The organism is Streptomyces sp. NPDC059567, assembly GCF_042735655.1.
Lineage (GTDB): Bacteria > Actinomycetota > Actinomycetes > Streptomycetales > Streptomycetaceae > Streptomyces.
On the sequence record NZ_JBHWBS010000053.1, the window covers coordinates 5,757 to 28,893 of the forward strand.

The 23,137-nt window shown below is 71.1% G+C and carries 20 protein-coding genes; 4 read left to right on the forward strand and 16 right to left on the reverse strand.

Going from position 1 to position 23,137, the window contains the following annotated elements; all coding sequences use genetic code 11:
• From ACFVZW_RS22770 to ACFVZW_RS22825, 12 genes are all read right to left on the reverse strand, one after another.
• Positions 1-339 (reverse strand): ATP-binding cassette domain-containing protein (locus ACFVZW_RS22770; protein ID WP_384524038.1); only part of this gene is annotated, 339 nt, incomplete at its 3' end.
• 34 nt (positions 340-373) lie between these two features.
• Positions 374-1,480 (reverse strand): aliphatic sulfonate ABC transporter substrate-binding protein, encoded by a 1,107-nt coding sequence (locus tag ACFVZW_RS22775; RefSeq protein ID WP_384524041.1) that lies wholly within the window; start codon positions 1,478-1,480, stop codon positions 374-376.
• 200 nt (positions 1,481-1,680) lie between these two features.
• Complete coding sequence (locus ACFVZW_RS22780) at positions 1,681-3,027, reverse strand: sulfate adenylyltransferase subunit 1 (protein ID WP_384524044.1); 1,347 nt, start codon at positions 3,025-3,027, stop codon at positions 1,681-1,683.
• Between the two features lie 2 nt (positions 3,028-3,029).
• Positions 3,030-3,965, reverse strand: coding sequence for a sulfate adenylyltransferase subunit CysD (cysD, locus tag ACFVZW_RS22785; RefSeq protein ID WP_384524047.1), 936 nt, complete (start codon positions 3,963-3,965; stop codon positions 3,030-3,032).
• A gap of 91 nt (positions 3,966-4,056) precedes the next feature.
• On the reverse strand, positions 4,057-4,641 hold the full coding sequence (gene cysC / locus ACFVZW_RS22790; protein ID WP_384524050.1) for an adenylyl-sulfate kinase: 585 nt from the start codon (positions 4,639-4,641) through the stop codon (positions 4,057-4,059).
• Positions 4,623-5,321, reverse strand: a complete 699-nt coding sequence (locus ACFVZW_RS22795) for a phosphoadenylyl-sulfate reductase (RefSeq protein ID WP_384524053.1) — start codon at positions 5,319-5,321, stop codon at positions 4,623-4,625. Before ACFVZW_RS22795 ends, cysC begins: the two co-directional genes overlap by 19 nt.
• Positions 5,318-5,497 (reverse strand): hypothetical protein, encoded by a 180-nt coding sequence (locus tag ACFVZW_RS22800; protein ID WP_384524056.1) that lies wholly within the window; start codon positions 5,495-5,497, stop codon positions 5,318-5,320. The genes ACFVZW_RS22795 and ACFVZW_RS22800 overlap by 4 nt, the downstream gene beginning before the upstream one ends.
• 28 nt (positions 5,498-5,525) lie before the next feature.
• Positions 5,526-7,223 (reverse strand): nitrite/sulfite reductase, encoded by a 1,698-nt coding sequence (locus tag ACFVZW_RS22805; protein WP_384524059.1) that lies wholly within the window; start codon positions 7,221-7,223, stop codon positions 5,526-5,528.
• Between the two features lie 126 nt (positions 7,224-7,349).
• Positions 7,350-7,433 (reverse strand): putative leader peptide, encoded by an 84-nt coding sequence (locus tag ACFVZW_RS22810; RefSeq protein WP_329125294.1) that lies wholly within the window; start codon positions 7,431-7,433, stop codon positions 7,350-7,352.
• A 118-nt stretch (positions 7,434-7,551) separates the two neighbouring features.
• The gene (locus ACFVZW_RS22815; protein ID WP_384524062.1) at positions 7,552-8,121 is read right to left on the reverse strand and encodes a GNAT family N-acetyltransferase; all 570 of its coding nucleotides are present in this window, start codon (positions 8,119-8,121) and stop codon (positions 7,552-7,554) included.
• 59 nt (positions 8,122-8,180) lie between these two features.
• On the reverse strand, positions 8,181-9,500 hold the full coding sequence (locus tag ACFVZW_RS22820) for a GAF domain-containing protein (protein ID WP_384524065.1): 1,320 nt from the start codon (positions 9,498-9,500) through the stop codon (positions 8,181-8,183).
• Positions 9,501-9,793: 293 nt separating this feature from the next.
• Positions 9,794-11,431 (reverse strand): acyl-CoA dehydrogenase family protein, encoded by a 1,638-nt coding sequence (locus tag ACFVZW_RS22825; protein ID WP_384524068.1) that lies wholly within the window; start codon positions 11,429-11,431, stop codon positions 9,794-9,796.
• Positions 11,432-11,448: 17 nt separating this feature from the next.
• On the opposite strand from ACFVZW_RS22825, the gene ACFVZW_RS22830 reads away from it, so the two are divergent.
• Positions 11,449-12,564 carry a YihY/virulence factor BrkB family protein gene (locus ACFVZW_RS22830; protein WP_384524071.1) on the forward strand — a complete coding sequence of 372 codons (1,116 nt, stop codon included), beginning with the start codon at positions 11,449-11,451 and terminating at the stop codon, positions 12,562-12,564.
• A 19-nt stretch (positions 12,565-12,583) separates the two neighbouring features.
• Here the strand turns inward: ACFVZW_RS22830 and ACFVZW_RS22835 are convergent, their stop codons facing one another.
• A complete protein-coding gene (locus ACFVZW_RS22835) occupies positions 12,584-14,014 on the reverse strand; it encodes a hypothetical protein (protein ID WP_384524074.1) in 1,431 nt (476 codons plus the stop codon).
• A gap of 106 nt (positions 14,015-14,120) precedes the next feature.
• On the opposite strand from ACFVZW_RS22835, the gene ACFVZW_RS22840 reads away from it, so the two are divergent.
• The gene (locus ACFVZW_RS22840) at positions 14,121-14,855 is read left to right on the forward strand and encodes a helix-turn-helix domain-containing protein (protein WP_384524077.1); all 735 of its coding nucleotides are present in this window, start codon (positions 14,121-14,123) and stop codon (positions 14,853-14,855) included.
• Here ACFVZW_RS22840 and ACFVZW_RS22845 read toward each other — a convergent pair.
• A complete protein-coding gene (locus ACFVZW_RS22845; protein WP_384524080.1) occupies positions 14,792-15,190 on the reverse strand; it encodes a VOC family protein in 399 nt (132 codons plus the stop codon). The genes ACFVZW_RS22840 and ACFVZW_RS22845 overlap by 64 nt on opposite strands.
• Before the next feature lie 169 nt (positions 15,191-15,359).
• Between ACFVZW_RS22845 and ACFVZW_RS22850 the strand changes: the two genes are divergently transcribed.
• A complete protein-coding gene (locus tag ACFVZW_RS22850; RefSeq protein ID WP_384524083.1) occupies positions 15,360-16,478 on the forward strand; it encodes a molybdopterin-dependent oxidoreductase in 1,119 nt (372 codons plus the stop codon).
• 116 nt (positions 16,479-16,594) lie between these two features.
• Complete coding sequence (locus ACFVZW_RS22855) at positions 16,595-17,446, forward strand: sulfurtransferase (RefSeq protein ID WP_384524086.1); 852 nt, start codon at positions 16,595-16,597, stop codon at positions 17,444-17,446.
• A gap of 27 nt (positions 17,447-17,473) precedes the next feature.
• Here ACFVZW_RS22855 and ACFVZW_RS22860 read toward each other — a convergent pair whose 3' ends face one another.
• Positions 17,474-21,370, reverse strand: a complete 3,897-nt coding sequence (locus tag ACFVZW_RS22860; RefSeq protein WP_384524089.1) for a hypothetical protein — start codon at positions 21,368-21,370, stop codon at positions 17,474-17,476.
• Between the two features lie 160 nt (positions 21,371-21,530).
• Complete coding sequence (argG, locus tag ACFVZW_RS22865; RefSeq protein ID WP_384524092.1) at positions 21,531-22,985, reverse strand: argininosuccinate synthase; 1,455 nt, start codon at positions 22,983-22,985, stop codon at positions 21,531-21,533.
• Positions 22,986-23,137 lie beyond the last annotated feature (152 nt).

Consider the following 23,137-nt stretch of genomic DNA (forward strand, 5'->3'; position numbering starts at 1 on the left):
TCCACGACTGGGGCGAGCAGGGGCAGAACGCGTTGATGGCGCTGATCTCACTGGTGGGCCTCTTCGCGATGTCGTGGCAGACGTGGTCGCTCGACCACGCGATCGGACCGCGGACGGCCGGTCGAGCCCGGCGACCAGGTTGAGCAGGGTGGACTTTCCGCAGCCGGAGGCACCCAGGAGGGTGACGAACTCGCCCGGGGCGACATCGAGCGAGATGTCGTCGAGCACGAGCTGTCCGCCGTTGGGTCCGCCGAAGGACTTCGAGACGTGCTCGAGACGGGCGGCGTGCGTCACCGCCGTACGGTCCTCGGCCTTGGCGAGCGTCGCGGTCGTGGCCATGGTCGTCACCTCCTGGGTATGAGCTGCGGACTGGTTACTTGACGCCGAGGCCGGCGTCGGCGACCTCGGGCTGCCCGGCGGTCTTCAGGACCTTGTTGAGCGGCTTCAGGTCGTAGATGCCGGCCAGATCGGGCTGCTTGAGCAGACCGGCCTTCACCGCGTGGTCCGCCTGGGCCTGCAGGGTGGCGGCCAGCGGGTCGTTGATGAACTGGATCGACGGCCAGGCACCGTCGAGGACCTTCGCGCCGAGCGGCTTGCCGGTGAGCTCCTTGAGCTTGGCGTTGGCCGACTCCTTGGCCTTCGCCTGGTTGGCGTTGATCCACTCGTTGGTCTTCACCGTGCCGCGCAGGACCGCCTCGACGACGTCCGGGTGCTCGCTGAGGAACTTCTGCGACACGATGATGTTCGTGATCACGAACTTCTTGTCGGGCCACAGCGTGGACTCGTCGAGCAGCACCTTGCCGCCCTCGCTGACCAGCTTGGACGCGGTCGGCTCCGGCACCCAGGCACCGTCGATCGAGCCGGACTTGTAGGCGTCCGGGGTCACCTTGTTGTCCGTACGGAGCACGGAGACGTCGCCCTTGCCGCTCTGGGCGTCGACCTTCCAGCCCTTCTCCGAGATCCAGTTGAGGAAGGCCACGTCCTGCGTGTTGCCGAGCTGCGGGGTGGCGATCTTCTTGCCCTTGAGGTCGTCGAGGGTCTTGATCTTGTCCGGGTTCACGACCAGCTTCACACCACCCGACGCGGAGCCGGAGACGATGCGCAGGTTCTTGCCCTTGGACTTGGTGTAGCCGTTGATCGCGGGGGAGGGGCCGATGAAGCCGATGTCGATCGAGTCGGCGTTGAGCGCCTCGATCTCGGAGGGGCCGGCGTTGAAGGTCGAGACCTTCAGCTGCGTGCCGCCCAGCTCCTTCTGGATGATGCCCTCCTGGTCGCCCACCAGGGCGGTGGCATGCGTCAGGTTCGGGAAGTACCCGAGTCGTACCGTGTCGGCCGAGAGCTTCTCGCCCTCGGCGGCCACCTTCTTCTCGTCGTTCTTGGCCTGTGAGCCGTAGCCGCAGGAGGCGAGCGCGCCGATCAGCAGCGGCAGAGCCGCGGCGGCGGCGAGTGAGCGGCGCAGGGTGGTACGGGAGGCAGGCACGGAGGTGTTCCCCTCAGGGTCTTCGAAGTCTTCTTCGTCTATGTCGTTCGGAGTGGAGCGGGTGGAGCGGGATCGCGCCGCGTACGCGGCGCATCGGCGTCAGCACGCACATCGCGCGACACCTCCGCGGCCCGCGCCGAGCGCGCCGGAACCCACCCGGCCGCCCTCCTTGGCGAAGGTGCTGTAGACGTCGATGCTCATCAGAAGGCCCACCCTTCGTCCTCGGTGGTCTCCGCGACGGCCGCCGCCTTGGCGCCGGCGAAGGCCTCGCCCGCCATGCCGGCCGCGAGCGTGGTGCCGTCCGCGGGGTCGATCAGCAGGAACGAGCCGGTACGGCGGGAGTCGGCGTACGCGTCGAGCGCGAGCGGCTCGGCGGTACGGATCCTGACCCGGCCGATGTCGTTGGCGACCAGCTGCCCCGGCTCGGGGTGCTGGGAGAGGTCGTCCAGGGTCAGCCGGGACGGGATCTCCTTGACGATCGCCTTGACCGTGCGGGTGGTGTGCTTCAGCAGCACCCGCTGGCCGACGGTCAGCGGCTGGTCGGCCACGTGGCAGACCGTCGCCTCGACGTCCTGGCTGGTGGCGGGGGCGTCACCGGCCGGCGCGAGGAGGTCGCCGCGCGAGATGTCGATGTCGTCGGCCAGCCGGATCGTCACCGACTGCGGGGCCCAGGCGATGTCGACCGACTCGCCCAGCGCGTCGATCGCGGTGATCGTGGACGTCTTGCCCGAGGGCAGGACGGTGATCTGCTCGCCGACGCGGAAGGCTCCGGCCGCGATCTGCCCGGCGTAGCCCCGGTAGTCCGGGTGCTCGGCGGTCTGCGGACGGATCACGTACTGCACCGGGAAGCGCGCGTGGCAGGCCGTCAGGTCATGGCTGACCGGCACGGTCTCCAGGTGCTCCAGGACGGTCGGACCGCCGTACCAGTCCATGTTGGCGGACGGCTCCACCACGTTGTCGCCGGCCAGCGCCGAGATCGGGATCGCGGTGATCTCCGGGACGCCGAGCTCGGACGCGTACCGCGTGAACTCCTCGGCGATCGCGGCGAAGACGGGCTCCGCGTAGTCGACGAGGTCCATCTTGTTCACGGCCAGGACCACGTGCGGCACGCGCAGCAGGGCGGCGACGGCCGCGTGGCGGCGGGTCTGCTCGACCACACCGTTACGGGCGTCGACCAGGACCACGGCCAGCTCCGCGGTCGAGGCGCCGGTGACCATGTTCCGGGTGTACTGCACGTGCCCGGGGGTGTCGGCGAGGATGAACCGGCGGCGCGGGGTCGCGAAGTAGCGGTAGGCCACGTCGATGGTGATGCCCTGCTCGCGCTCGGCGCGCAGTCCGTCGGTGAGGAGCGCCAGGTCGGGTGCTTCCTGGCCGCGCTTGAGGGACGCGGCCTCGACGGCCTCCAGCTGGTCGGTGAGGACCGACTTGGAGTCGTGCAGGAGGCGTCCCACCAGGGTGGACTTGCCGTCGTCGACGGAGCCGGCGGTGGCGAAGCGCAGCAGGGTGGTGGCCGCCACGTCGGCGAACTGCTCGGTGGTGCTAGTCATGGCTAGAAGTACCCTTCGCGCTTGCGGTCTTCCATCGCGGCCTCGGACATCTTGTCGTCGGCGCGGGTCGCGCCCCGCTCGGTGAGGCGGGAGGCGGCGATCTCGGCGATCACGGCGTCGAGCGTGGTCGCGTCGGAGTCGACGGCGCCCGTGCAGGACATGTCACCGACGGTGCGGTAGCGGATGAGCCGCGTCTCCACCGTCTCGGTGTCCTTGGGGCCGCCCCACTCGCCGGCCGTCAGCCACATGCCGTTGCGGGCGAACACCTCGCGCTCGTGGGCGAAGTAGATCTCGGGGAGCTCGATCTTCTCCCGCTGGATGTACTGCCACACGTCGAGCTCGGTCCAGTTGGACAGCGGGAAGACGCGGACGTGCTCGCCGGGGGCGTGGCGGCCGTTGTAGAGCTGCCACAGCTCCGGGCGCTGGCGGCGCGGGTCCCACTGCGAGAACTCGTCGCGCAGCGAGAACACCCGCTCCTTGGCGCGGGCCTTCTCCTCGTCGCGACGGCCGCCGCCGAAGACGGCGTCGAAACGGTGCTGCTGGATCGCCTCGGTCAGCGGCACCGTCTGGAGCGGGTTGCGCGTCCCGTCGGGACGCTCGCGCAGCTTCCCGGCGTCGATGTACTCCTGCACGGAGGCGACGTGCAGCCGCAGCCCGTGCCGGGCCACCACGCGGTCGCGGTACTCGATGACCTCGGGGAAGTTGTGCCCCGTGTCGACGTGCAGCAGCGTGAACGGCACCGGCGCCGGCGCGAACGCCTTGAGCGCCAGGTGCAGCATGACGATGGAGTCCTTGCCGCCGGAGAAGAGGATCACCGGCCGCTCGAACTCGCCCGCCACCTCACGGAAGATGTGGACGGCCTCGGACTCGAGCGAGTCCAGGTGCGACAGCGCGAACGGGCTGTCGGTCTCCTCATGAACATGGGCAACGGTGGTCACTCTGCACCCCTTTCGTGAGCTTCTCCGCCCGCGCGGCGCAGAGGCGCGGCTTGTGCATTCGTCTTCGGCCGGGCGGCCGCGCGCGCGTCGCTCACAGCAAGCCCCTCTCGGTGAGCAGCGCGTACAGCTGCGCCGCGGACTCCTGCACGGTCTGGTTCTGGGACTCGATCCGCAGATCGGGGTTCCGCGGCTCGTCGTACGGGTCGTCGACCCCGGTCAGGCCGCTGAGCTCGCCCGCGGCCTGCTTGGCGTACAGCCCCTTCACATCGCGTACGGAGCACACGTCCACCGGAGTGGCGACGTGCACCTCGACATAGGGGGTGCCCTCGGACTGGTGACGCTTGCGGACGGCCTCGCGGCTGTCCTCGTACGGAGCGATGACCGGGACCAGGACCTTCACGCCGTTCGAGGCCAGCAGCTCGGAGACGAAGCCGATCCGCTGCACGTTGGTGTGCCGGTCCTCGCGGCCGAAGCCGAGGCCCGCGGAGAGGAACTCGCGGATCTCGTCGCCGTCGAGCACCTCGACGCGGTGGCCCTCGCCGCGCAGGGTGGCGGCGAGTTCGTACGCGATCGTGGTCTTGCCGGCGCTCGGCAGGCCCGTGAGCCAGATGGTGGCACCGGTCACGTGGTTCTCCTGGGAAGTCTCTGTGGTGGTCATCAGCCGTGCAGCCCGCATTCGGTCTTGGTCCGGCCGGCCCAGCGGCCTGCCCTGGCGTCCTCGCCCTCGGCGACGCGGCGGGTGCAGGGCGCGCAGCCGACGGAGGCGTAACCGTCCATGAGGAGCGGGTTGGTGAGGACGCCGTGCTCGGCGACGTACGCGTCGACGTCGTCCTGCGTCCAGCGGGCGATGGGGGAGATCTTGACCTTCTGCCGCTTCTCGTCCCAGCCGACGACCGGGGTGTCGGCCCGGGTCGGGGACTCGTCCCGGCGCAGCCCCGTCGCCCATGCGCGGTACGCGGTCAGGCCGTCTTCGAGCGGCTTGACCTTGCGCAGTGCGCAGCACAGGTCCGGGTCGCGGTCGTGCAGCTGCGGGCCGTACTCGGCGTCCTGCTCCTCCACCGACTGGCGCGGGGTCAGGGTGATGACGTTGACGTCCATCACCGCGTCGACCGCGTCGCGGGTGCCGATGGTCTCGGGGAAGTGGTAGCCGGTGTCGAGGAAGACGACGTCCACTCCGGGCACGGCGCGCGAGGCGAGGTGGGCGACCACGGCGTCCTCCATGGAGGAGGTGACGCAGAAGCTCTTGCCGAAGGTGTCGGCCGCCCAGCGGAGGATCTCCAGTGCGGAGGCGTCCTCCAGGTCGCGGCCGGCCTGCTCGGCGACCGCCTTCAGGTCGGTCGCCTGAGTCGTCGTCATATCGGTTCCCCTCCAGAGGAGTTGCTCGAAGTGCCCGGGGCGAGGAGGCCCAGGAACTTCAACTGGAAGGCTCGACTGCACGCCCGGCATTCCCAGGCGCCGTGTCCCTGTTCGTGCGGGAACAGGTCCTCGTCGCCGCAGTACGGGCAGTAGAAGGGCGCGGCACGCTCGCTCATGCGGCATCCCTCGTCTCGATCGGGGAGCTCACGACAGTGCCTCCTCGGGCGCGCGCGCCGCCCAGGTGGCGAAGCGCTCGCCGTCCTCGCGCTGCTCCTGAAAGCGCGTGAGGACCCGCTCGACGTAGTCCGGCAGCTCGGCCGAGGTGACCTTCAGACCACGGACCTTGCGGCCGAAGCCGGCCTCCAGGCCGAGGGCGCCGCCCAGGTGGACCTGGTAACCCTCGACGCGGTTGCCCTCGTCGTCCAGGACCAGCTGGCCCTTGAGACCGATGTCCGCCACCTGGATACGGGCGCAGGCGTTGGGGCAGCCGTTGATGTTGATGGTGATCGGCTCGTCGAACTCGGGGATGCGGCGCTCGAGTTCGTCGATGAGCGAGGCGCCGCGCGCCTTGGTCTCGACGATCGCCAGCTTGCAGAACTCGATACCGGTGCAGGCCATCGTGCCGCGCCGGAACGGCGAGGGGTTGACCCGCAGGTCCATGGACTCGAGGGCGGAGACGATCGACTCGACCTGCCCCTCCTCGATGTCCAGGACGATCATCTTCTGCTCGGCGGTGGTACGGACCCGGCCCGAACCGTGCGCCTCGGCGATCTCCGCGATCTTGGTGAGGGTGGTGCCGTCGACCCGGCCGACGCGCGGCGCGAAGCCGACGTAGTAGCGGCCGTCCTGCTGCTTGTGGACGCCGACGTGGTCGCGCCACTGGCCGGCGGGCTGCTCCGGGGCGGGCCCGTCCGTCAGCTTGCGCTTCAGGTACTCGTCCTCCAGGACCCGGCGGAACTTCTCCGGGCCCCAGTCGGCGACGAGGAACTTCAGCCGGGCGCGGGTGCGCAGCCGGCGGTAGCCGTAGTCGCGGAAGATCGAGATGACGCCCTCGTAGACGTCCGGGACCTCGTCGAGCGAGACCCAGGTGCCCAGGCGGACGCCCAGCTTGGGGTTGGTGGAGAGGCCGCCGCCGACCCAGACGTCGAAGCCGGGGCCGTGCTCCGGGTGGTTCACGCCGACGAAGGCGATGTCGTTGATCTCGTGCGCCACGTCGAGCAGCGGCGAGCCCGAGACGGCGGACTTGAACTTACGGGGCAGGTTGGAGAAGTCCTTGTTGCCCACGATCCGGCGGTAGATCTCGTCGATGGCGGGGGTGCCGTCGATGATCTCGTCCTCGGCGATCCCGGCGACCGGGGAGCCGAGGATGACACGCGGGGTGTCACCGCAGGCCTCGGTCGTCGACAGACCGACCGCCTCCAGGCGGTTCCAGATCTCCGGGACGTCCTCGATGCGGATCCAGTGGTACTGGACGTTCTGCCGGTCGGTGATGTCGGCGGTGCCCCGCGCGAACTCCTGCGAGATCTCGCCGACGACCCGAAGCTGCTCGGTCGTCAGCCGGCCGCCGTCGATACGGACCCGGAGCATGAAGTACTCCGCGTCCAGCTCCTCCGGCTCCAGGACACCCGTCTTGGTGCCGTCGAGACCTTCCTTGCGCTGGGTGTAGAGGCCCCACCACCGCATCCGGCCGCGCAGGTCGTTGGGGTCTATGGAGTCGAATCCACGCTTGGAGTAGATCGTCTCAATACGTGTCCGCACATTGAGACCGTCGTCGTCCTTCTTGAACTGCTCATTGCCGTTCAGCGGGGTGAAGTGCCCCACGGCCCACTGACCCTCGCCACGGTGACGGCTCACCTTGCGGCGGGGCGTTGCGGGTGCGGGGTTTTCCGGGGTGGCGGCCATGGCGTTTTGTCCTTCGGGACTGCGGGAGGGCGGCTCTGACCTGCACACTCGTGCTGCGGTCAGGGGATGGCGCGACGGTGCGCAGTGGGTGGGTCAGAAAGGGGGATCGCGGCGGAGCTGGTTCTCTCAGCGCACCGGACACATGGCGCTGGACATGCGGCCGAGGTCGACGTGCCGCCGACTCACCAAGGCAATTCCAGTTCCAGACATGACGGAAGCGTGTCACGGGACTTTGGACCCAGTCCAGCTTCGTCCGGAATGTGGACACGACCGTCCCGCATCGCAAGACGATGTGCCGTGGGTCACTTTCGGGGTGGTGAGGAAGGGGTCAGGCGTGTGCGCCGGGCCAGGGGCCGGGCGTCTCGGACTCCTCGACCTCCTCCACCTTGGTGTCGAAGAGCCGGAAGCCCCGCCGCAGATAGTTGTCCATCGCGTGCGGTCCGTCCAGCGAGCAGGTGTGGAGCCACACCCGGCGCGTCTCCTCGCGGTCCGGCCAGCGGTCCGCCAGGTCCCAGGCGCGCTGGACACCGTACGAGAGCAGATGGCCGCCGATCCGGCGCCCGCGGAAGGCCGGGATCAGCCCGAAGTAGACGATCTCGACGACGCCGTCGTCCTGCGGGTCGAGCTCGACGTATCCGGCCGGCGTGCCCCGGTCGTACGCGACCCAGATCTCGGCCCCGGGCTTCTCGACGATCTCCAGCCACTGCTTGTACGTCAGCGCCAGCCGATCGTTCCATTGGATGTCGCCCCCGACCGCCGTATAGAGGAAGCGGCTGTATTCGGGCGAGGGCACCTCGGCCCGCTTGATCGTGACCTCGTCGCCCTCGGGGACGGGGGAGGGACGGAGGTCGGACGGCGCGGTCTGCTCGAGGGACCAGGTGGTGAGAGTGATGCTCATACGTCCATCGCATCATGCGGAGCGCCAGATTCCCCACAGGGGTCCTCCCGCGGGACCCCTCACCCCGGCGTCGGCCGCGTGCGGGAGGTCCGGACCGCGGGGGCCGTCGAGTGGGGCAGGAGGTCGGCCGGGTGGGCGGGGGCGACGATCTCGACCTCCACCTCCTCGCTGAAGCGGTACGGGCGGTGCGCCAGCACGCTCGCCAGATTGCGGCGGACCCGCGACATCTCCGCCCGTACCGTCACCGTCCTCGTCCGGTCGCCGAACACGTCCTCCGCCAGCTCCGCCGCCGTCCGTCCGTCGCGGTGCCGGGCCAGGACGTACAGCAGCTCGGCGTGGCGCGGGCTCAGCTCCTGCGTCCAACTGCCCGCCGCCCCCGACACCGCCACCGTCCAGCGGCGCGGCCGGCTCAGATCGAGCACCACCCGGCTCGCCGCCCGCGCCTCCGTGGCCGCCACCCGGGTCTCCTCCTCGACCCGCAGCAGCCAGCCGCCCGGCAGGGGCTCCACCGCGCACATCCCCAGCGACGGCAACCAGGTGCGCCCCGCGCGGAACGACTTCGGCAGCGCGAAGCGGTCCACCGGCGCCATCCCGGTCACCGCCGCCGTCCAGCCGTGCGTGTCCACCGCCACCGCCCGGCCGCCCACCCGGCACAGGATCGGCGCGGCCACCGAGCGCAGCCGCTCGATCGACCGCAGATGGCGGTCGCGCATCTCCGCCTCGGCGAGCTGCGCCACCGAGCCGACCAGCGCCAGCGTCGCCGGGTGGAAGCTGGACGCCGGACCGCTCACGTCCACGATCCCCAGGAGTCGCTGGTCGCGCGGATCGTGGACCGGCGCCGCGGCGCAGGTCCAGTTGTGGAGCGTCTGGACATAGTGCTCGGCCGAGTGGACCTGGACGGCCCGGCGCATCGCCAGCGCCGTCCCCACCGCGTTCGTGCCGGTGGTGTGCTCGGTCCAGGCCGCGCCCTCCTCCAGACAGATCCCGTTGGCCTGCCGCAGCACCGAGGAGTTGCCCTCCCGCCAGAGCACCCGGCCCTGCTCGTCGGTGACCACCATGATCTGCATGGAGGCGTCCGCGATCCCCGCGAGCCCGGCGCTCAGGGTGCGCATCACCTCGCCGAGCACCGTCGACCGCCGCCGCTCCTCCAGCTCGTCGCGCTGGAGCAGCACACTGCTCGTGCTCTGGTCCGGGTCGAGACCGAGCCGGAACATCCGCTGCCAGGAGGCGTCGATGACCGGGCGGGGCGCGATCGGAGGGACGCGTCCGGCCAGCGTCTCCTCCCGGACCCGGTGCAGCAGTCGGGTCGCCTGGGCGGCGTCCATGGTGGACAGTCGCTTCATGTCGAGCCGAGTGTTGTTCAGCTGAGTGTTCTTCATCGGCCTCTCCCAGCCACCCGCAGTGCTGTATCGGTTCTGCTGCATTCCCGGGTCGTGGTGCCCATCGTGCCGCCCCGTGCCGTCCGGCAGAGCGCGTTTCGCGTAATCCTGCAACCCTTTGCAACTCTGGCCGCAACCGCTCTCGTGCACGAGGGTGGTGCGAGCGGAGGGTGGTGCCGTGTCGGCGCAGCACCACCCTCGGCTTTTCCGCGCGTGCCGACCCCTTCCGGGTCCACCCCTGGCGCGCGCGGCTCAGCTTTACTCGCATGCGCCGGGGGCGTGCGCCCGAGGGCTCAGGCTTCCACGCGCGCTCTCTCCACCACCGCCCGCAGATCCAGCGTGGTCGGCAGCGTCCCGAACGCCGAGCCCCGGTCGCCGCCCAGCCGCGAGGCGCAGAACGCGTCCGCCACCTCCGCCGGCGCCCACCGCACCAGCAGCGAACCCTGCAGCACCAGCGCCATCCGCTCCACGAGCCGCCGGGCCCGCCCCTCGATCCCGTCCAGATCGGCCAGTTCGGTCAGCATCCCCTTGATCGCCCCGTCGAGCCGGTGGTCCGCGCCCCGCGCCCTGCCCACCTCCGTCAGGAACGCGTTCAGCGCCATCGGCTCCCTCTGCAACGCCCGCAGCACATCCAGCGCCTGCACATTGCCGGAGCCCTCCCAGATCGAGTTGAGCGGTGACTCGCGCAGCAGCCGCGGCATCCCCGACTCCTCCACGTAGCCGTTGCCGCCCAGGCACTCCAGGGCCTCCGCCACCATCGGCGTACACCGCTTCGTCACCCAGTACTTCGCCGCCGGCACGGCGATCCGCAGGAAAGCGCGCTCTGCCTCCGTGTCGGCGTCGTACGCCGCCGCCAGCCGCATCCCGAGCACCGTCGCCGCCTCCGACTCCAGCGCCAGATCGGCCAGCACGTTGCGCATCAGCGGCTTGTCGACGAGCGGACCGCCGAACGCATCGCGGTACGCGCAGTGGTGCACGGCCTGCGTCAGCGCCTGCCGCATCAGCGCCGCCGAACCCAGCACGCAGTCGAGCCGGGTCGCCGCCACCATCCCGATGATCGTGCGGACCCCGCGCCCCTCGTCCCCGACCCGGCGCGCCCAGGTCGTCCCGTCGAACTCCACCTCGGCGGAGGCGTTCGACCGGTTCCCCAGCTTGTCCTTCAGCCGCTGGATCGCGAACGCGTTGCGCGTACCGTCCTCCAGGACCCGCGGCACGAGAAAGCAGCTCAGCCCTTCCGGGGCCTGGGCGAGGACCAGGAAGCCGTCCGACATCGGCGCCGAGCAGAACCACTTGTGCCCGGTCAGCACGTACTCGCCGGCCCCGGACAGCGGCCGCGCCTGCGTCGTGTTCGCCCGTACGTCGCTGCCGCCCTGCTTCTCCGTCATCCCCATCCCGAGGAGCGCCCCCGCCTTCTCGCCGGGCGGCCGCAGCCCCTCCTCGTACGCATGCGAGGTCAGCAGCGGCTCCCAGACTGCGGCGAGCGCGGGGTCCGTCCGCAGCGCGGGCACCGCGGCATGGGTCATCGACAGCGGGCAGCCGTGCCCCGCCTCGGTCTGCGTCGCGAGCATGAACCCGGCCGCCCGCCGCACATGACCACCCGGACGGCCCCAGGCATCGGTCAGACCCGCACCCACCGAGCGCCCCAGGAGCCGGTGCCAGGCAGGATGGAACTCCACCTCGTCGATCCGGTTCCCGTACCGGTCGTGCGTCCGCAGCAGCGGCGGGTTCCCGTTCGCGAGGGACCCCCACTTCTGCGCCTGCGCCGACCCGACGGACCGCCCCTGGGCCACGAGCTCCTCGCGCGCTTCCGCGAAGACCTCCGGCGCCAGATGACGCTCGACGGCCTCCGTCAGAGCCCGGTCGGACGTGTACGCGTCGTATCCCACCAGGGGCGGAGCCTGGTTGGTCACTGTGTGGGTGGTGGCTGCCATGCCGATACGGTAAGGAGGTGCAGGCAGCAAACGAAACACCCGAGCGGCGGCCCGGGAGCAGACTCCACCGGGCGCGAGTCCTCTACCGCAACGTCTCCAAGCGGAAGATGGTCTGGCTGCTCCTGAAGGACACCGTCAACTCGTGCATCGAGTACCGCATCCTCGGCCTCGCCGCCGAAGCGGCGTTCTTCACCCTCCTGTCCCTTCCCCCGCTGCTGCTCGGTCTGATCGCCCTCCTCGGCTACGCCGACGACTGGACCAACACCGACACCGTCGCGAGCATCCAGGAGAACATCCTCCGCGCCGCCGGAACGGTCCTCTCCGACCGCGGCGTACGGGACATCGCCAAACCCCTCCTGGACGACGTCACCCAGGGCAAACGCCCCGAACTCATCTCGCTCGGCTTCGCCATCGCCCTCTGGTCCGGCTCGCGTGCCGTGAACGTCTTCATCGACACCATCACCGTGATGTACGGGCTCGACGGGCACCGCGGCATCGTCAAGACGCGGCTGCTCGCCTTCCTGCTCTACCTCGTGGCGCTGCTCATCGGCGCGGTCGTCCTGCCGCTCGCCGTCGTGGGCCCGGACCGGGTGGTGGAGCTGATCCCGTGGGGCACGGAAGTCGTCGCCGTCCTCTACTGGCCGGTCGTCATCCTGCTCTCCATCGCCTTCCTGACGACGCTGTACCACGTGTCCGTCCCGGTCCGCTCCCCATGGATCGAGGACATCCCCGGCGCGCTGGTGGCCCTCGGGATGTGGGTGCTCGGCAGCTTCCTGCTGCGGATCTACCTGACGAGCCAGGTCGAGGGGCCCACGATCTACGGCTCGCTGGCCGCGCCCATCGCCGTGCTGCTCTGGATCGGCATCTCGGCCTTCGCCGTGCTCGTCGGCGCGGCGGTGAACGCGGCGATCGACCGCGTCTGGCCCTCCGTCGCCACCGCCGCCGCCCGCGAGGCCAGCGACCGCGCCCGCGCCGCCCAGGCCGCCGACCTCGTCGCCCGGCTGCGCGCGGAGGCCGACGACGTGGACGAGGACGACCCGGACATGCCGTCGGAGTTCCCCGAGCGATGGTCACGCTTCCTGCCGCCGGACGACGTCAAGTCGCGCCTGCACTCGGGCTGGGAGAAGGACTAGGGCAGCGAAGGCCGGGGTCTCAGGCGGCGGTCTTGAGGACCGTGGCGAAGGGGATGACGACGGTTCCGGTCAGGATCGTCTCGACTCCGTACTTGTCCTCGGGGTCGAGGTTCACACCGGACACCTTTCCATGGCCATTGAGCGGCGAGACGGCCGCGTACATGTCCGAATCCTCGCCCAGGAGCCGGATCGCGACGACATAGCGCTGTCTCCGCGTCACGTTGATGATGTTGTTGTTGTGGGTCAGCTCGCCCATGTAGAAGACGTAGTCCCCGCATTCCTCCGGACACTCGACCATGTTCGTCTCCCCCTCCCACCAGGAGTACAGGGGATACACGAACGCCTCGTCGACCCGTCCCCGGTCCTTCCTCAGCACGGTGATGTCCCCGTCGGCCTCCAGACTCTCGTAGTCGGCTCCCTTGGGTACCTGCACGACGACGCTCTCGACCTGCCCCGTCCCCGGGTCGAACCAGTCCCCGGGATCGACGATCAGCCCCGTCGCGAGCACACGACGCTTCGGCAACCCGGCGTAGAGCTCGCTGTCCGCTTCCTCCTCGACGTCCTCCTTGGCCCCGGCCAGCTCCTTCGCGCCGCCGGTGAAGTCCGACGTTCTGCCCTTCACCCAGAACACGCTGCTGATGACGTTGACGGGCACCTTGCCGGTGTTCTGCAGGGAGAAGGTCACCGGGACATGGATCACCGGCTCCCTCGGGTCCAGCTCCGGCTTGCCGAATTTGGCGCTGAGCGTCACCTGGACGTGCGCCGCGTACGGCTGGTACGCCGCCGAGTAGGCGAAGTTCGCGGCGGCGAGCAGCGCGGTCGCGAGGACGCCCGCGGCGACCTTCCTGGGGTGCGGGATGCCCTGCCAGGCCTTTTCCCGGATGACGATCCAGGTCGCCCAGATCGCCCAGAGCGACAGCGGCATGTACGTGAAGACCCAGGGCGTGAACTCCATCTCCTCGAACCAGAGGGTCAGAAGCATGGTGTGGACCTGAAGCGCGATGAAGACGCCCACCAGCACCAGCAGCCCGGAGTACCGCAGGTTCCGCTTGCCCCAGTAGTCCCGCACCGCGAGGGCGGCCGCCAGCTGGAGAAGACCCGCGAGGAAGAAGAGGAAGCCGGTCACCCGTGACGCGAAGGTCAGCGCCCCGAAGGCATCCTCGCTGCCCACGATGATGAGGACGGCCCCCGACATGACCAGGCCCGCCGCCATGACCGCGGCGGTCACCAGTCTGTCGCGCCTCCGGTCGGGCCAGGTGTCGCTGCCGACTTCGCGCCAGCAGATCAGCGCGCGGTCGTCGAGGTCCATGTCCGCCGGGAAGCCCTCGCGGACGAGGATCTCCCTGAGATCGGGTTTCGACCAGGCCGCGCCGACCACCCGATCACCCAGGCGGACCGGTCGCAGGCCACGCCTGTCCGGTGGTTCCACGACCACTCTGGGCAGGTGCATGACTCCAGGTTGGGCCCCGGCCCGCCGGGGCGCCCGCCCTGGTACGCCGACCGGGCGCGACCTCCCGACCTGCCCGGGTCCTGTCCGGCGGACTACCCTCGGCAGCGTGTACGAGGAACGTCCCGCGCGCCTGGACGGCGCCGTCCTCTGGACCCTCACGACCAGGGTGGGGGCGCCGGCGGTGCCCGTGCTGCCCGACGGCTGCATGGATGTGATCTGGTGCGACGGCCGGCTGTTCGTCGCGGGACCCGACACCTTCGCGTACCTCCCCGAGAGCGGGGCGGGCCGCTACGCCGGGATCCGCTTCGCACCCGGTGACGCGCCCGCGCTGCTCGGCGTACCGGCGAGCGAACTGCGCGACCGGCGCGTCGAGCTCGGGGCGCTGTGGGGCGGGGCGAGGGCACGGCGGCTCGCCGAGCGGGTCGCCGACGCGCCCGACCCCGCCGCGGCCCTGGATGCCCTCGCGCTGCACCGGGCCACCGAGGCCCCGGCCCCCGATCTGCTGCTCCGTGCCGTCGTACGGCGGCTCCAGGCGGGCCGGCCGGTCGCCGAGACCGCCGAGGCCGTCGGGCTCGGGGCCCGGCAGCTGCACCGGCGGTCACTGGACGCGTTCGGCTACGGGCCCAAGACCCTGGCGCGGATCCTCCGCCTCCAGCGCGCGCTCGCCCTGGTCAGGGCGGGGCTGCCGTACGCCGAGGCGGCGCTCCGGGCCGGCTGCGTCGACCAGGCCCACCTGGCGCGCGAGACCCGGGCACTGGCCGGCACGACGCCGTCCGCCTACGCCTCGGACTGGGCGAAGAGGGAGACCCCGCAGCCGTCCGGGTCGAGCACGACGGCGTAGCGCTGCCCCCACACGGCGTCCCACGGCTTGAGGTGCCCGCGGTAGCCGGCAGAGACCAGCGACTCGTAGGTGGCGTCCACGTCCTGCGGCGAGTCGCAGCGGAACGCGAGCCCGATCCGGTCGCCGCCCTGGGGACGGGACCAGCCGGGATCGAAGGAGGCGATGACCTCCTCCGTGTCCCACGCGATCCGCATCCCGCCGGGCAGGTCGGCTTCCACATGGGGCGCGGTGTCGGACTCGACGGGAATCTCCAGGCCGAGCCGGCGATAGAAGGCGAGTGAGGCGGCCATGTCGGAGACGACGAGGCCGATGACGTCGAGACGTGGTGTGTTCATGGGGGCACCGTAGGCAGACGGGGGAGCGCGGGTCTTGTACGAATCGGACGTGGGCGCGGCGCGCGGGCGGGGCGCCGCTCGCCGTGGTCCCGCTCGCGCCCCTCGGCCTCGTGGGGTGGCCCGGCCGGACGTACGCTGGAACGGGACCGTGCCTGACGGAGGTGCCGTCATGACCGCATCGGCCATTCCTCGTGGGCCCGGTGCGACCGTCTGGGCGCCCGAGACGGTGACCACCGACCCGTACAACGCCCAGACGCCGAGAGCCGCGCTGACCGAGCGCGTCACCCCCGCGGACGCGCTGTTCGTACGGGACCACTTCGGGGTGCCGCGGACGGCGCTCTCCGACTGGGGGCTGCGGATCGGCGGGGCGGTGACCGTACCGGCCACCCTCGGCTACGAGGAACTGCTCGCCCTGGGACGCCTCGGACGCCGGGAGTTCGACGTCGTCCTGGAGTGCGCCGGCAACGGCCGCGCGCTGATGAGCCCGCGCCCGCCGGGACTGCCCTGGGACCAACGGGCGGTCGGCTGCGCCCGGTTCGCGGGCGTTCCGTTCCACCTCGTCGCCGAGCGCGCCGGCATCGCGCCGGAGACGGTCGAGTTCGTCTTCGCCGGGGCCGACGCCGGCACCGTGCACGGCCGACGGGCGGCGTTCGAACGCAGCCTCCCGCTCGCCGAGGCCCTCCACCCGGACACCCTCCTCGCCACGCATATGAACGGCGAGCCGCTCCCGCCCGAGCACGGAGCCCCGGTCCGCCTCGTCGTCCCCGGCCGGTACGCGGTCGCCGACGTGAAGTGGCTGGTCGAGGCGAGGGCCGTCACGGAACCCTTCACGGGCGTCTTCCAGGCCGAGGAGTACCTGTACGTCGCGTCGCGGGGCATCCCGGACGGGCCCGTCGCGGCCATCCGGGTCAAGTCGTTCATCAGCGCGCCCGAACCGGACGACGACCTCCGGCGGGGCACGCAGACCGTCGTACGCGGCCGGGCCTGGTCGGGCGCGGGACTGGCCGTGGGACGGGTCGAGGTCCGGGCGGAGCACGAGGACGAGGACCGCCCGGGAGAGGAGCCCGCCGGCGACGCGGACTGGCACGACGCCGACCTGGAGGAGCCGACCGGGCCGTACGCCTGGACGGGCTGGTCGTACCGGTGGACGCCCCGGAGGCCGGGCCGGTACCGGCTGCTGGCCCGGGCGACCGACGCGCACGGCGACACCCAGCCGCCACGGGCGCCGTGGAACGCCCAGGGCTACGGCTGCAACCCGGTGGCGGCGGTCGACGTGGTCGTCGTCTGAGGCGACAGACGCCCCGGGTTCCGCCCCGGCGATGGTGCGAGGAGGTGTACGGGACCCTACGGCGCACCGGTGAGGCGCACGAAGCGCACGAGGCGTACAGGAGAACGGAGAAGACGATGGGCACGAATGGCTACGCGCATCCGGAGACCCTGGTGGACACCGAGTGGCTGGCCGCCCACCTCGACGATCCGACCGTTCGCGTCATCGACGTGGACGAGGACACCACCGCCTTCGAACACGCCCACATTCCGGGGGCCGTGGGCTGGAACTGGACCACCGACCTGCATGCCGCGGTGGGCCGCGACTACCTGGACCGGGACGCGCTCGGCGACCTCCTCGCCGCGGCGGGTGTCGCCGACGACACCACCGTGATCCTGTACGGGGGGAACAAAAACTGGTTCGCGGCGTACGCCTATTGGATCCTCCGGCTGCGCGGCTTCAACAAGGCGAAGCTGCTCGACGGCGGACGGAAGAAGTGGGAACTGGAGAGCCGGGGCATGACCCGGATGGTCACGGAACACCGGCGCACCGACTACACCGTGACCGGCCAGGAGAACCCCCAGTTCCGCGCGATGCGGAGCGAGGTCCTCGGCAGAGTCGGGTCCGCGGCCCGCATGGTCGACGTACGGTCCCCCGAGGAGTACCGCGGCGAGCGGCTGGCGCCGCCGCACCTGCCCCAGGAACAGGCCCAGGTCCCCGGCCACATCCCCGGCGCGGCCAACGTCCCGTGGTCGCAGGCGGCCAACGAGGACGGAACGTTCAAGTCCGCCGATGAGCTCAGGGAGTTGTTCACGGGCAAGGGCATCGTCCCCGAGCGGGAGGTCATCGCCTACTGCCGCATCGGCGAACGCTCCTCGCACACCTGGTTCGCCCTCCACGAACTCCTCGGCTACCCGGACGTCAAGAACTACGACGGCTCCTGGACGGAGTACGGCTCCCTCGTGAGGGCCCCTGTCGAACTGGGGTGAGCCCGGACGACCCCCGAACGCCGCCGGTCACTTGCCGCAGGGCGGGTCGTAGGGCAGGGCCGGCGACACGAACTCCTTCCACCTGTCCGGGGTCATCGCCGAGCGCGTCGACGCGCAGAGGAGCGCTCGGGCGCGGGCGGGATCGGTCTGCCAGAGACGTACGGTGCCGTCCTGGCCGGCGGTCACCAGCACATCGCCACGCGGGGTGTACCGCAGCGCGTTGACCGTGCCGTTGTGCCCGGTGACGGGGAGACCGTACGCGGCGATGCGAGCGGGATCCGACGTGTTCCAGAACCGGATCTGGCCGATGGAGTTGCCGCTCGCGAGCATGGCGCCGTCCGGGGCGAAGCCGACGCTCCACACCGAGCCTCCGCTGAGCGGGGGCTCGCCGAAGGCTTTGGGGGAGGACGGCCGGGACACGTCCCACAGCCTGATCCTGCTGTCCCCACCGCCCGTCGCGACCAGCGGGGCATGTGGATGGGCGCCGAGGGAGATGACCCCCTTGGAGTCGACCGGGCGGCCCTCGCTGACCGGAGCGGTTCCCTCGCCCATTCGCCAGGCCCGGACGCCGCCGTATGCCTCCGCCGAGTAGACGTGGCCCGACCCGCCTCCGACGGCCAGGGCCCTGGTCGCCAGCTTCTCGGCGTCCAGCTCGCCGCCGAGCGGGGCGGGGCGCGTCGGATCGGCCACGTTCCAGGCGCGGAGGCCACCGTAGTAACCGCCGTCGAGGTCCATCGACGCCGCGACCAGAGTGGTCCCGTCGGCGCCGAAGGCCAGCGCGGAGACCGGCTTCGTCTGCCCTGGCAGCGAGTTGCCGATCGCCACCGGCCGAGTGGGGGCGGACACGTCCCACAGCCGGACGTCGCCGCGCCAGCCGCCGGTGGCCAGCACGTTCTTCTCCGACGTGCCCGACGAGCCGCGTTTGCGGGGCATGAAGGCCAGAGAGGACACCGAGCCGTAGGACCCCGTCAGTCCACTGACGTAGTCCAGGCGGGTCGGGTCGGAGAGGTCGTACAGGGCGACGTAGGCACCCGAAGCCACCGCGAGCAGCCGCCCGTCGTCGGTCAGCGCCAGCGCTTCGGCCGCCTTGCCGCCGCCCAGGACGGACAGGCCCGTGGGCAGCTGCCACAGATGAACCTTGCCGTCCCCGCCGCCGCTGACGAGCGTGAGCCCGGTCGGGGCGAAGGCGAGATTGCTGACGAGATTGCTGTGCCCCCGCAGGGGCGGGACGAGCCACCTGGCTTGTGCGGGGTCTCCCATGTTCCAGATGCTGATGTTCCCGGAGTTGTCCCCGGCGGCGAGCAGGTGGCCGCCCGGGCTGAAGGCGAGAGAGGAGACCGTCGTCCCGGGGAGCAAGGTGTTGGTCACCTTCGGCCGACGGGGGTCGGCCACGTCCCAGATCCGCACCCTTCCGTCACCCCCGGCGGTGGCCAGCACCGCGGCGACGGGGCTGAACGCAACCTTGTTGACGATGCCCGAGTGTTCGCCCAGGTCGCCGCCGAGCGCCTTGGGCCGGGCCGGATCCGACACGTTCCACAGCCGCACGAGCAGCCTTCGGTCGCTGCCGGGGCGTCCCGTGCCCCCGGTGACGGCGAGGGTGCGGCCGTCACGGCTGTAGGCCACGGACGTGATCATCTGCCATTCGGCGGACACCACCCTGCTCGCCGTGCGTGGCCGCCGCGGATCGCTGACGTCGATCAGGTACACGGTCCCACTGGTCTCGCTGCCGATGATGTCCGTGACGACGACGGCCAGGGTCCGGCTGTCGGGGCTGAACTGCAGGCTCGCCACGAGGCCCCGTTGGGCAGACGACCACGGTGCGTTCAGCACGACAGGACGCTTGGGGTCGGAGACGTCCAGGAGCCGTACCTTGCCGTCCACGCCGCCACGGGCGAGCAGGTCGCCCTTCGCGTTGTACGCGATCGTGGACGCGCTGATCTCCTTCTCCGCCTTGGGTTCGTCGGCCAGGGGCGCCGGGCGGGCCGCCTTCTTGGTGTCCCAGAACCGCAGGGAGCTCCCGCCGGTGGCCAGCCGTCCTTCCGGGCCGAACGCGACCGGTGGGGCCGTGCCGAAATGGCCCGGCAGGGTCGAGGGCAGCACCGAATTCGCCGCCGTCATCAGCCGCGTGTGCAGCCGGTCCGTCGGACGCATCCGATGGGCGACGAGGTCGAGCTGCGCGGCCATCGCGCCGTCGGTCTCCCGCAGGCGGTCCGCCTCGGCGCTGACCCGGTCGAAGATGGCGTTGTCGCGCTGCTCGACCGCCTCACGGCTCTGCTGGATCGCGACCGTCGCCGCCACCATGGCCAGAATCGCGAGCAGGGAGACGGCGGCCACCGCACCGCGCCGGATCCGCCGGCCCCGGCGCTCCTGCCGCGCTGAGGCGGCGAGGAAGTCCGTGACCAGGGGCGTGAGGTCCTCGGGGCTCGCCTCCGAGGCCCAGGAGCGGGCGAGTTCGAGCTTGGCTCCCCCGTGCAGCGCCGTCGCGTCCTCGCGGCCGCCGCGCTCCCAGGCCACGGCCGCCTCCTCCACCTCCTGCCGTACCGGCATGCCGCTCTTGCCCGCCCCGATCCAGCCGCGGTGCAGCCGTGGCCACGCCCAGAGCAGGGCCTCGTGCGTGACCTCGACGACGACCGTGCCCTGTCGTCCGTCGACGCCCTGGGTGAGCAGCCGGGCGCGGGTGAAGCGCTCCGCGAGATCGGGCACCTCCCTCGGGTCGGCGGCGGCGAGGAGCAGGTCGGCGCGGGTCCGTCGGCGGCGGGTCACCTCGCCGTTCTCGCCGATCCTGACGAGGCCGAGGAACATCTGCCGTGCGGCCCGCCGCGCGGACGGGGTCAGCTTCCCGAACTCCTCCTCGGCGGTGGCCGCCACCGCGCCGTCGATGCCGCCGGTGTCGCGGTAGCTGTCCACGGTCAGGGTGTCGCCCCTGCGCTCCAGCCAGGTGGCCCGCAGCGCATGCGCGAGGAGAGGGAGCCGTCCGGTCTCGTAGGCGCCCTCGTCGCGGGGCGCGGTGCCGCGCAGGTCGCGCAGGACGACGTCGACGAGACCGGGCGCGAGCGTGAGACGGGCGCGCTCGGCGGGCATGGTCACCGCCCGGCGGACCTCGTCGTCGCTCATCGGCCCGACGATGACCTGACGCTCCACCAGGGCGTCGCGCAGATACGGGAAGGCGCTGCAGGAGCCGTAGAAGTCCGCGCGCAGTCCGTAGACGGCCAAGGCGACGGGTGCTTCGCCGTAGGCCGGCGCCGCATCCGTCAGCTCGGCCAGCACGTCGATGAAGCGGCGGCGGACGGACTCGTCCTGGCAGAGGGTGAAGAGCTCCTCCAGCTGGTCGACGACGAGCACGAGCCGGCGGTCGGGCCAGAGCTCCAGCCGTTCGCGTACGAAGGAGGTGAGCCGGCCGGCCTCCATCTCCTCGGTGACCCGCGCCGGTTCGGCGTCCGTGAGCCGACCGAGAGCCGACGCGAGCGCCGTCAGCGGCGCGGCCGTGGGGGTCAGCAGCAGTTGCGGCCAGTGCCGGGAGCCCGGTAACCGCCCCTGGGCGAGCGCCGGCAGCACCCCGGCACGGAGCAGCGACGACTTGCCCGCTCCGGAGGGCGCGACGACGGCCAGCGGGCTGTGGTCGCTCACGCAGAACTCAAGGCTGTTCATGACCTTGCTGACGAGGGCCTCCCGGCCGAAGAACCACTCGGCCTCGTCCGTGTCGAACGCGCGCAGGCCGGGGTAGGGGCACTCCTCGCCCTCGGAGGGCGAGGAGGTCCTGGACCTGGACTCGCCACCGGAGTGGTAGTGCTCGTGGTGGTGCTCGGTCACGCCGCCGTGGACGACGACCATGTCCCGCGCCGAGCGGTACACGCTGCCCCGCTCGCCGGCCCACGCATGCAGCTCATCCGTCAGCACGGCGTCGCGCCGCTCGTCCATGGACATCCCCCGACTCCGAGAACCATGTGGCATGTGTGACGCGAATGCTACGGACAGTTCGCAGTCGTGACCATGCCATGACATGAGGAAGGGGAGTCGGCCGGCCGGGCAGGCAGAAGGCCGGCCCGACGCCGTTGGCGTCGAGCCGGCCCTTCCCTTGAGCACGTCAGTCCGTGCCGAACTCCATCGCGGCGCGGTCCAGCATCTCGTCGTCCTCGGCGACCTCGCCACGGGAGGCGATGGCCTCGGCGCCGCCCTCCGGCAGCTCCGTCATGGTGCCGATCAGCCCGGCCGCGGCCGCCTGCGCGGCGCCGATGGCGGGGTGGCCGGTGCCGATCAGGCCGAGCCCGGCGTACTGCTCCAGCTTGGCGCGCGAGTCGGCGATGTCGAGGTTGCGCATGGTGAGCTGGCCGATCCGGTCCGTCGGACCGAACGCGGAGTCGTCGGTGCGCTCCATGGACAGCTTGTCCGGGTGGTAACTGAACGCGGGGCCCGTGGTGTTGAGGATCGAGTAGTCCTCGCCGCGCCGCAGTCGCAGCGTCACCTCGCCGGTGACGGCCGCGCCGACCCAGCGCTGCAGCGACTCCCGGATCATCAGCGCCTGCGGGTCCAGCCAGCGGCCCTCGTACATCAGCCGCCCGAGCCGGCGCCCCTCGGTGTGGTACTGGGCGAGGGTGTCCTCGTTGTGGATCGCGTTGACCAGGCGCTCGTACGCGGCGTGCAGCAGGGCCATGCCGGGCGCCTCGTAGATGCCGCGGCTCTTGGCCTCGATGATCCGGTTCTCGATCTGGTCGGACATGCCCATGCCGTGGCGGCCGCCGATGGCGTTCGCCTCCATGGCCAGGTCGACGGGGGAGTCGAACTTCTGGCCGTTGATCGTCACGGGGCGGCCCTGGTCGAAGCCGATCGTCACGTCCTCGGTGGCGATCTCGACCGACGGGTCCCAGAACCGCACGCCCATGATGGGCTCCACGGTCTCCACACCGGTGTCCAGGTGCTCCAGGGTCTTGGCCTCGTGGGTGGCGCCCCAGATGTTGGCGTCGGTGGAGTACGCCTTCTCCGTGCTGTCGCGGTAGGGAAGGTCGTGGGCGACGAGCCACTCCGACATTTCCTTGCGGCCGCCGAGCTCGGTCACGAAGTCCGCGTCCAGCCACGGCTTGTAGATCCGCAGGTGGGGGTTGGCGAGCAGGCCGTAACGGTAGAACCGCTCGATGTCGTTGCCCTTGAAGGTCGAGCCGTCGCCCCAGATCTGGACGTCGTCCTCGAGCATCGCCCGGACCAGCAGCGTGCCGGTGACGGCGCGGCCGAGCGGGGTGGTGTTGAAGTAGGCGCGCCCGCCCGAGCGGATGTGGAACGCCCCGCAGGTGAGCGCGGCCAGGCCCTCCTCGACCAGCGCCGCGCGGCAGTCGACCAGGCGCGCGATCTCGGCGCCGTAGGTCTTCGCACGGCCGGGCACCGAGGCGATGTCGGGCTCGTCGTACTGGCCGATGTCGGCGGTGTAGGTGCACGGGACGGCACCCTTGTCGCGCATCCACGCGACCGCGACGGACGTGTCGAGACCGCCCGAGAAGGCGATGCCGACGCGCTCGCCGGCGGGAAGGGAGGTGAGGACCTTGGACATAGGAAGAGTATGCAGGATTCCGCATGATCATGCAAGCGTGGGGTCTTCGGACGAGGGGCCGCACCACCCACGGTGCGGCCCCGGCCCCCTGTTCCGCCACTTCAGGGCGTACGTCCGGGTGGTCCCCCCGCTGTCTCCGGGAGGGCGAAGAA

Bases quoted from the DNA above. Each gene is read 5' to 3' on its own strand.
- argG (WP_384524092.1), bottom strand. From the start codon at position 22,985: ATGTCCAAGGTCCTCACCTCCCTTCCCGCCGGCGAGCGCGTCGGCATC.
- ACFVZW_RS22835 (WP_384524074.1), bottom strand. From the start codon at position 14,014: ATGCACCTGCCCAGAGTGGTCGTGGAACCACCGGACAGGCGTGGCCTG.
- ACFVZW_RS22815 (WP_384524062.1), bottom strand. From the start codon at position 8,121: ATGAGCATCACTCTCACCACCTGGTCCCTCGAGCAGACCGCGCCGTCC.
- ACFVZW_RS22860 (WP_384524089.1), bottom strand. From the start codon at position 21,370: ATGTCCATGGACGAGCGGCGCGACGCCGTGCTGACGGATGAGCTGCAT.
- ACFVZW_RS22810 (WP_329125294.1), bottom strand. From the start codon at position 7,433: ATGTCTGGAACTGGAATTGCCTTGGTGAGTCGGCGGCACGTCGACCTC.
- ACFVZW_RS22845 (WP_384524080.1), bottom strand. From the start codon at position 15,190: ATGAACACACCACGTCTCGACGTCATCGGCCTCGTCGTCTCCGACATG.
- ACFVZW_RS22820 (WP_384524065.1), bottom strand. From the start codon at position 9,500: ATGAAGAACACTCAGCTGAACAACACTCGGCTCGACATGAAGCGACTG.
- ACFVZW_RS22855 (WP_384524086.1), top strand. From the start codon at position 16,595: ATGGGCACGAATGGCTACGCGCATCCGGAGACCCTGGTGGACACCGAG.
- ACFVZW_RS22825 (WP_384524068.1), bottom strand. From the start codon at position 11,431: ATGGCAGCCACCACCCACACAGTGACCAACCAGGCTCCGCCCCTGGTG.
- ACFVZW_RS22850 (WP_384524083.1), top strand. From the start codon at position 15,360: ATGACCGCATCGGCCATTCCTCGTGGGCCCGGTGCGACCGTCTGGGCG.
- cysC (WP_384524050.1), bottom strand. From the start codon at position 4,641: ATGCGGGCTGCACGGCTGATGACCACCACAGAGACTTCCCAGGAGAAC.
- ACFVZW_RS22795 (WP_384524053.1), bottom strand. From the start codon at position 5,321: ATGACGACGACTCAGGCGACCGACCTGAAGGCGGTCGCCGAGCAGGCC.
- ACFVZW_RS22780 (WP_384524044.1), bottom strand. From the start codon at position 3,027: ATGACTAGCACCACCGAGCAGTTCGCCGACGTGGCGGCCACCACCCTG.
- ACFVZW_RS22800 (WP_384524056.1), bottom strand. From the start codon at position 5,497: ATGAGCGAGCGTGCCGCGCCCTTCTACTGCCCGTACTGCGGCGACGAG.
- ACFVZW_RS22805 (WP_384524059.1), bottom strand. From the start codon at position 7,223: ATGGCCGCCACCCCGGAAAACCCCGCACCCGCAACGCCCCGCCGCAAG.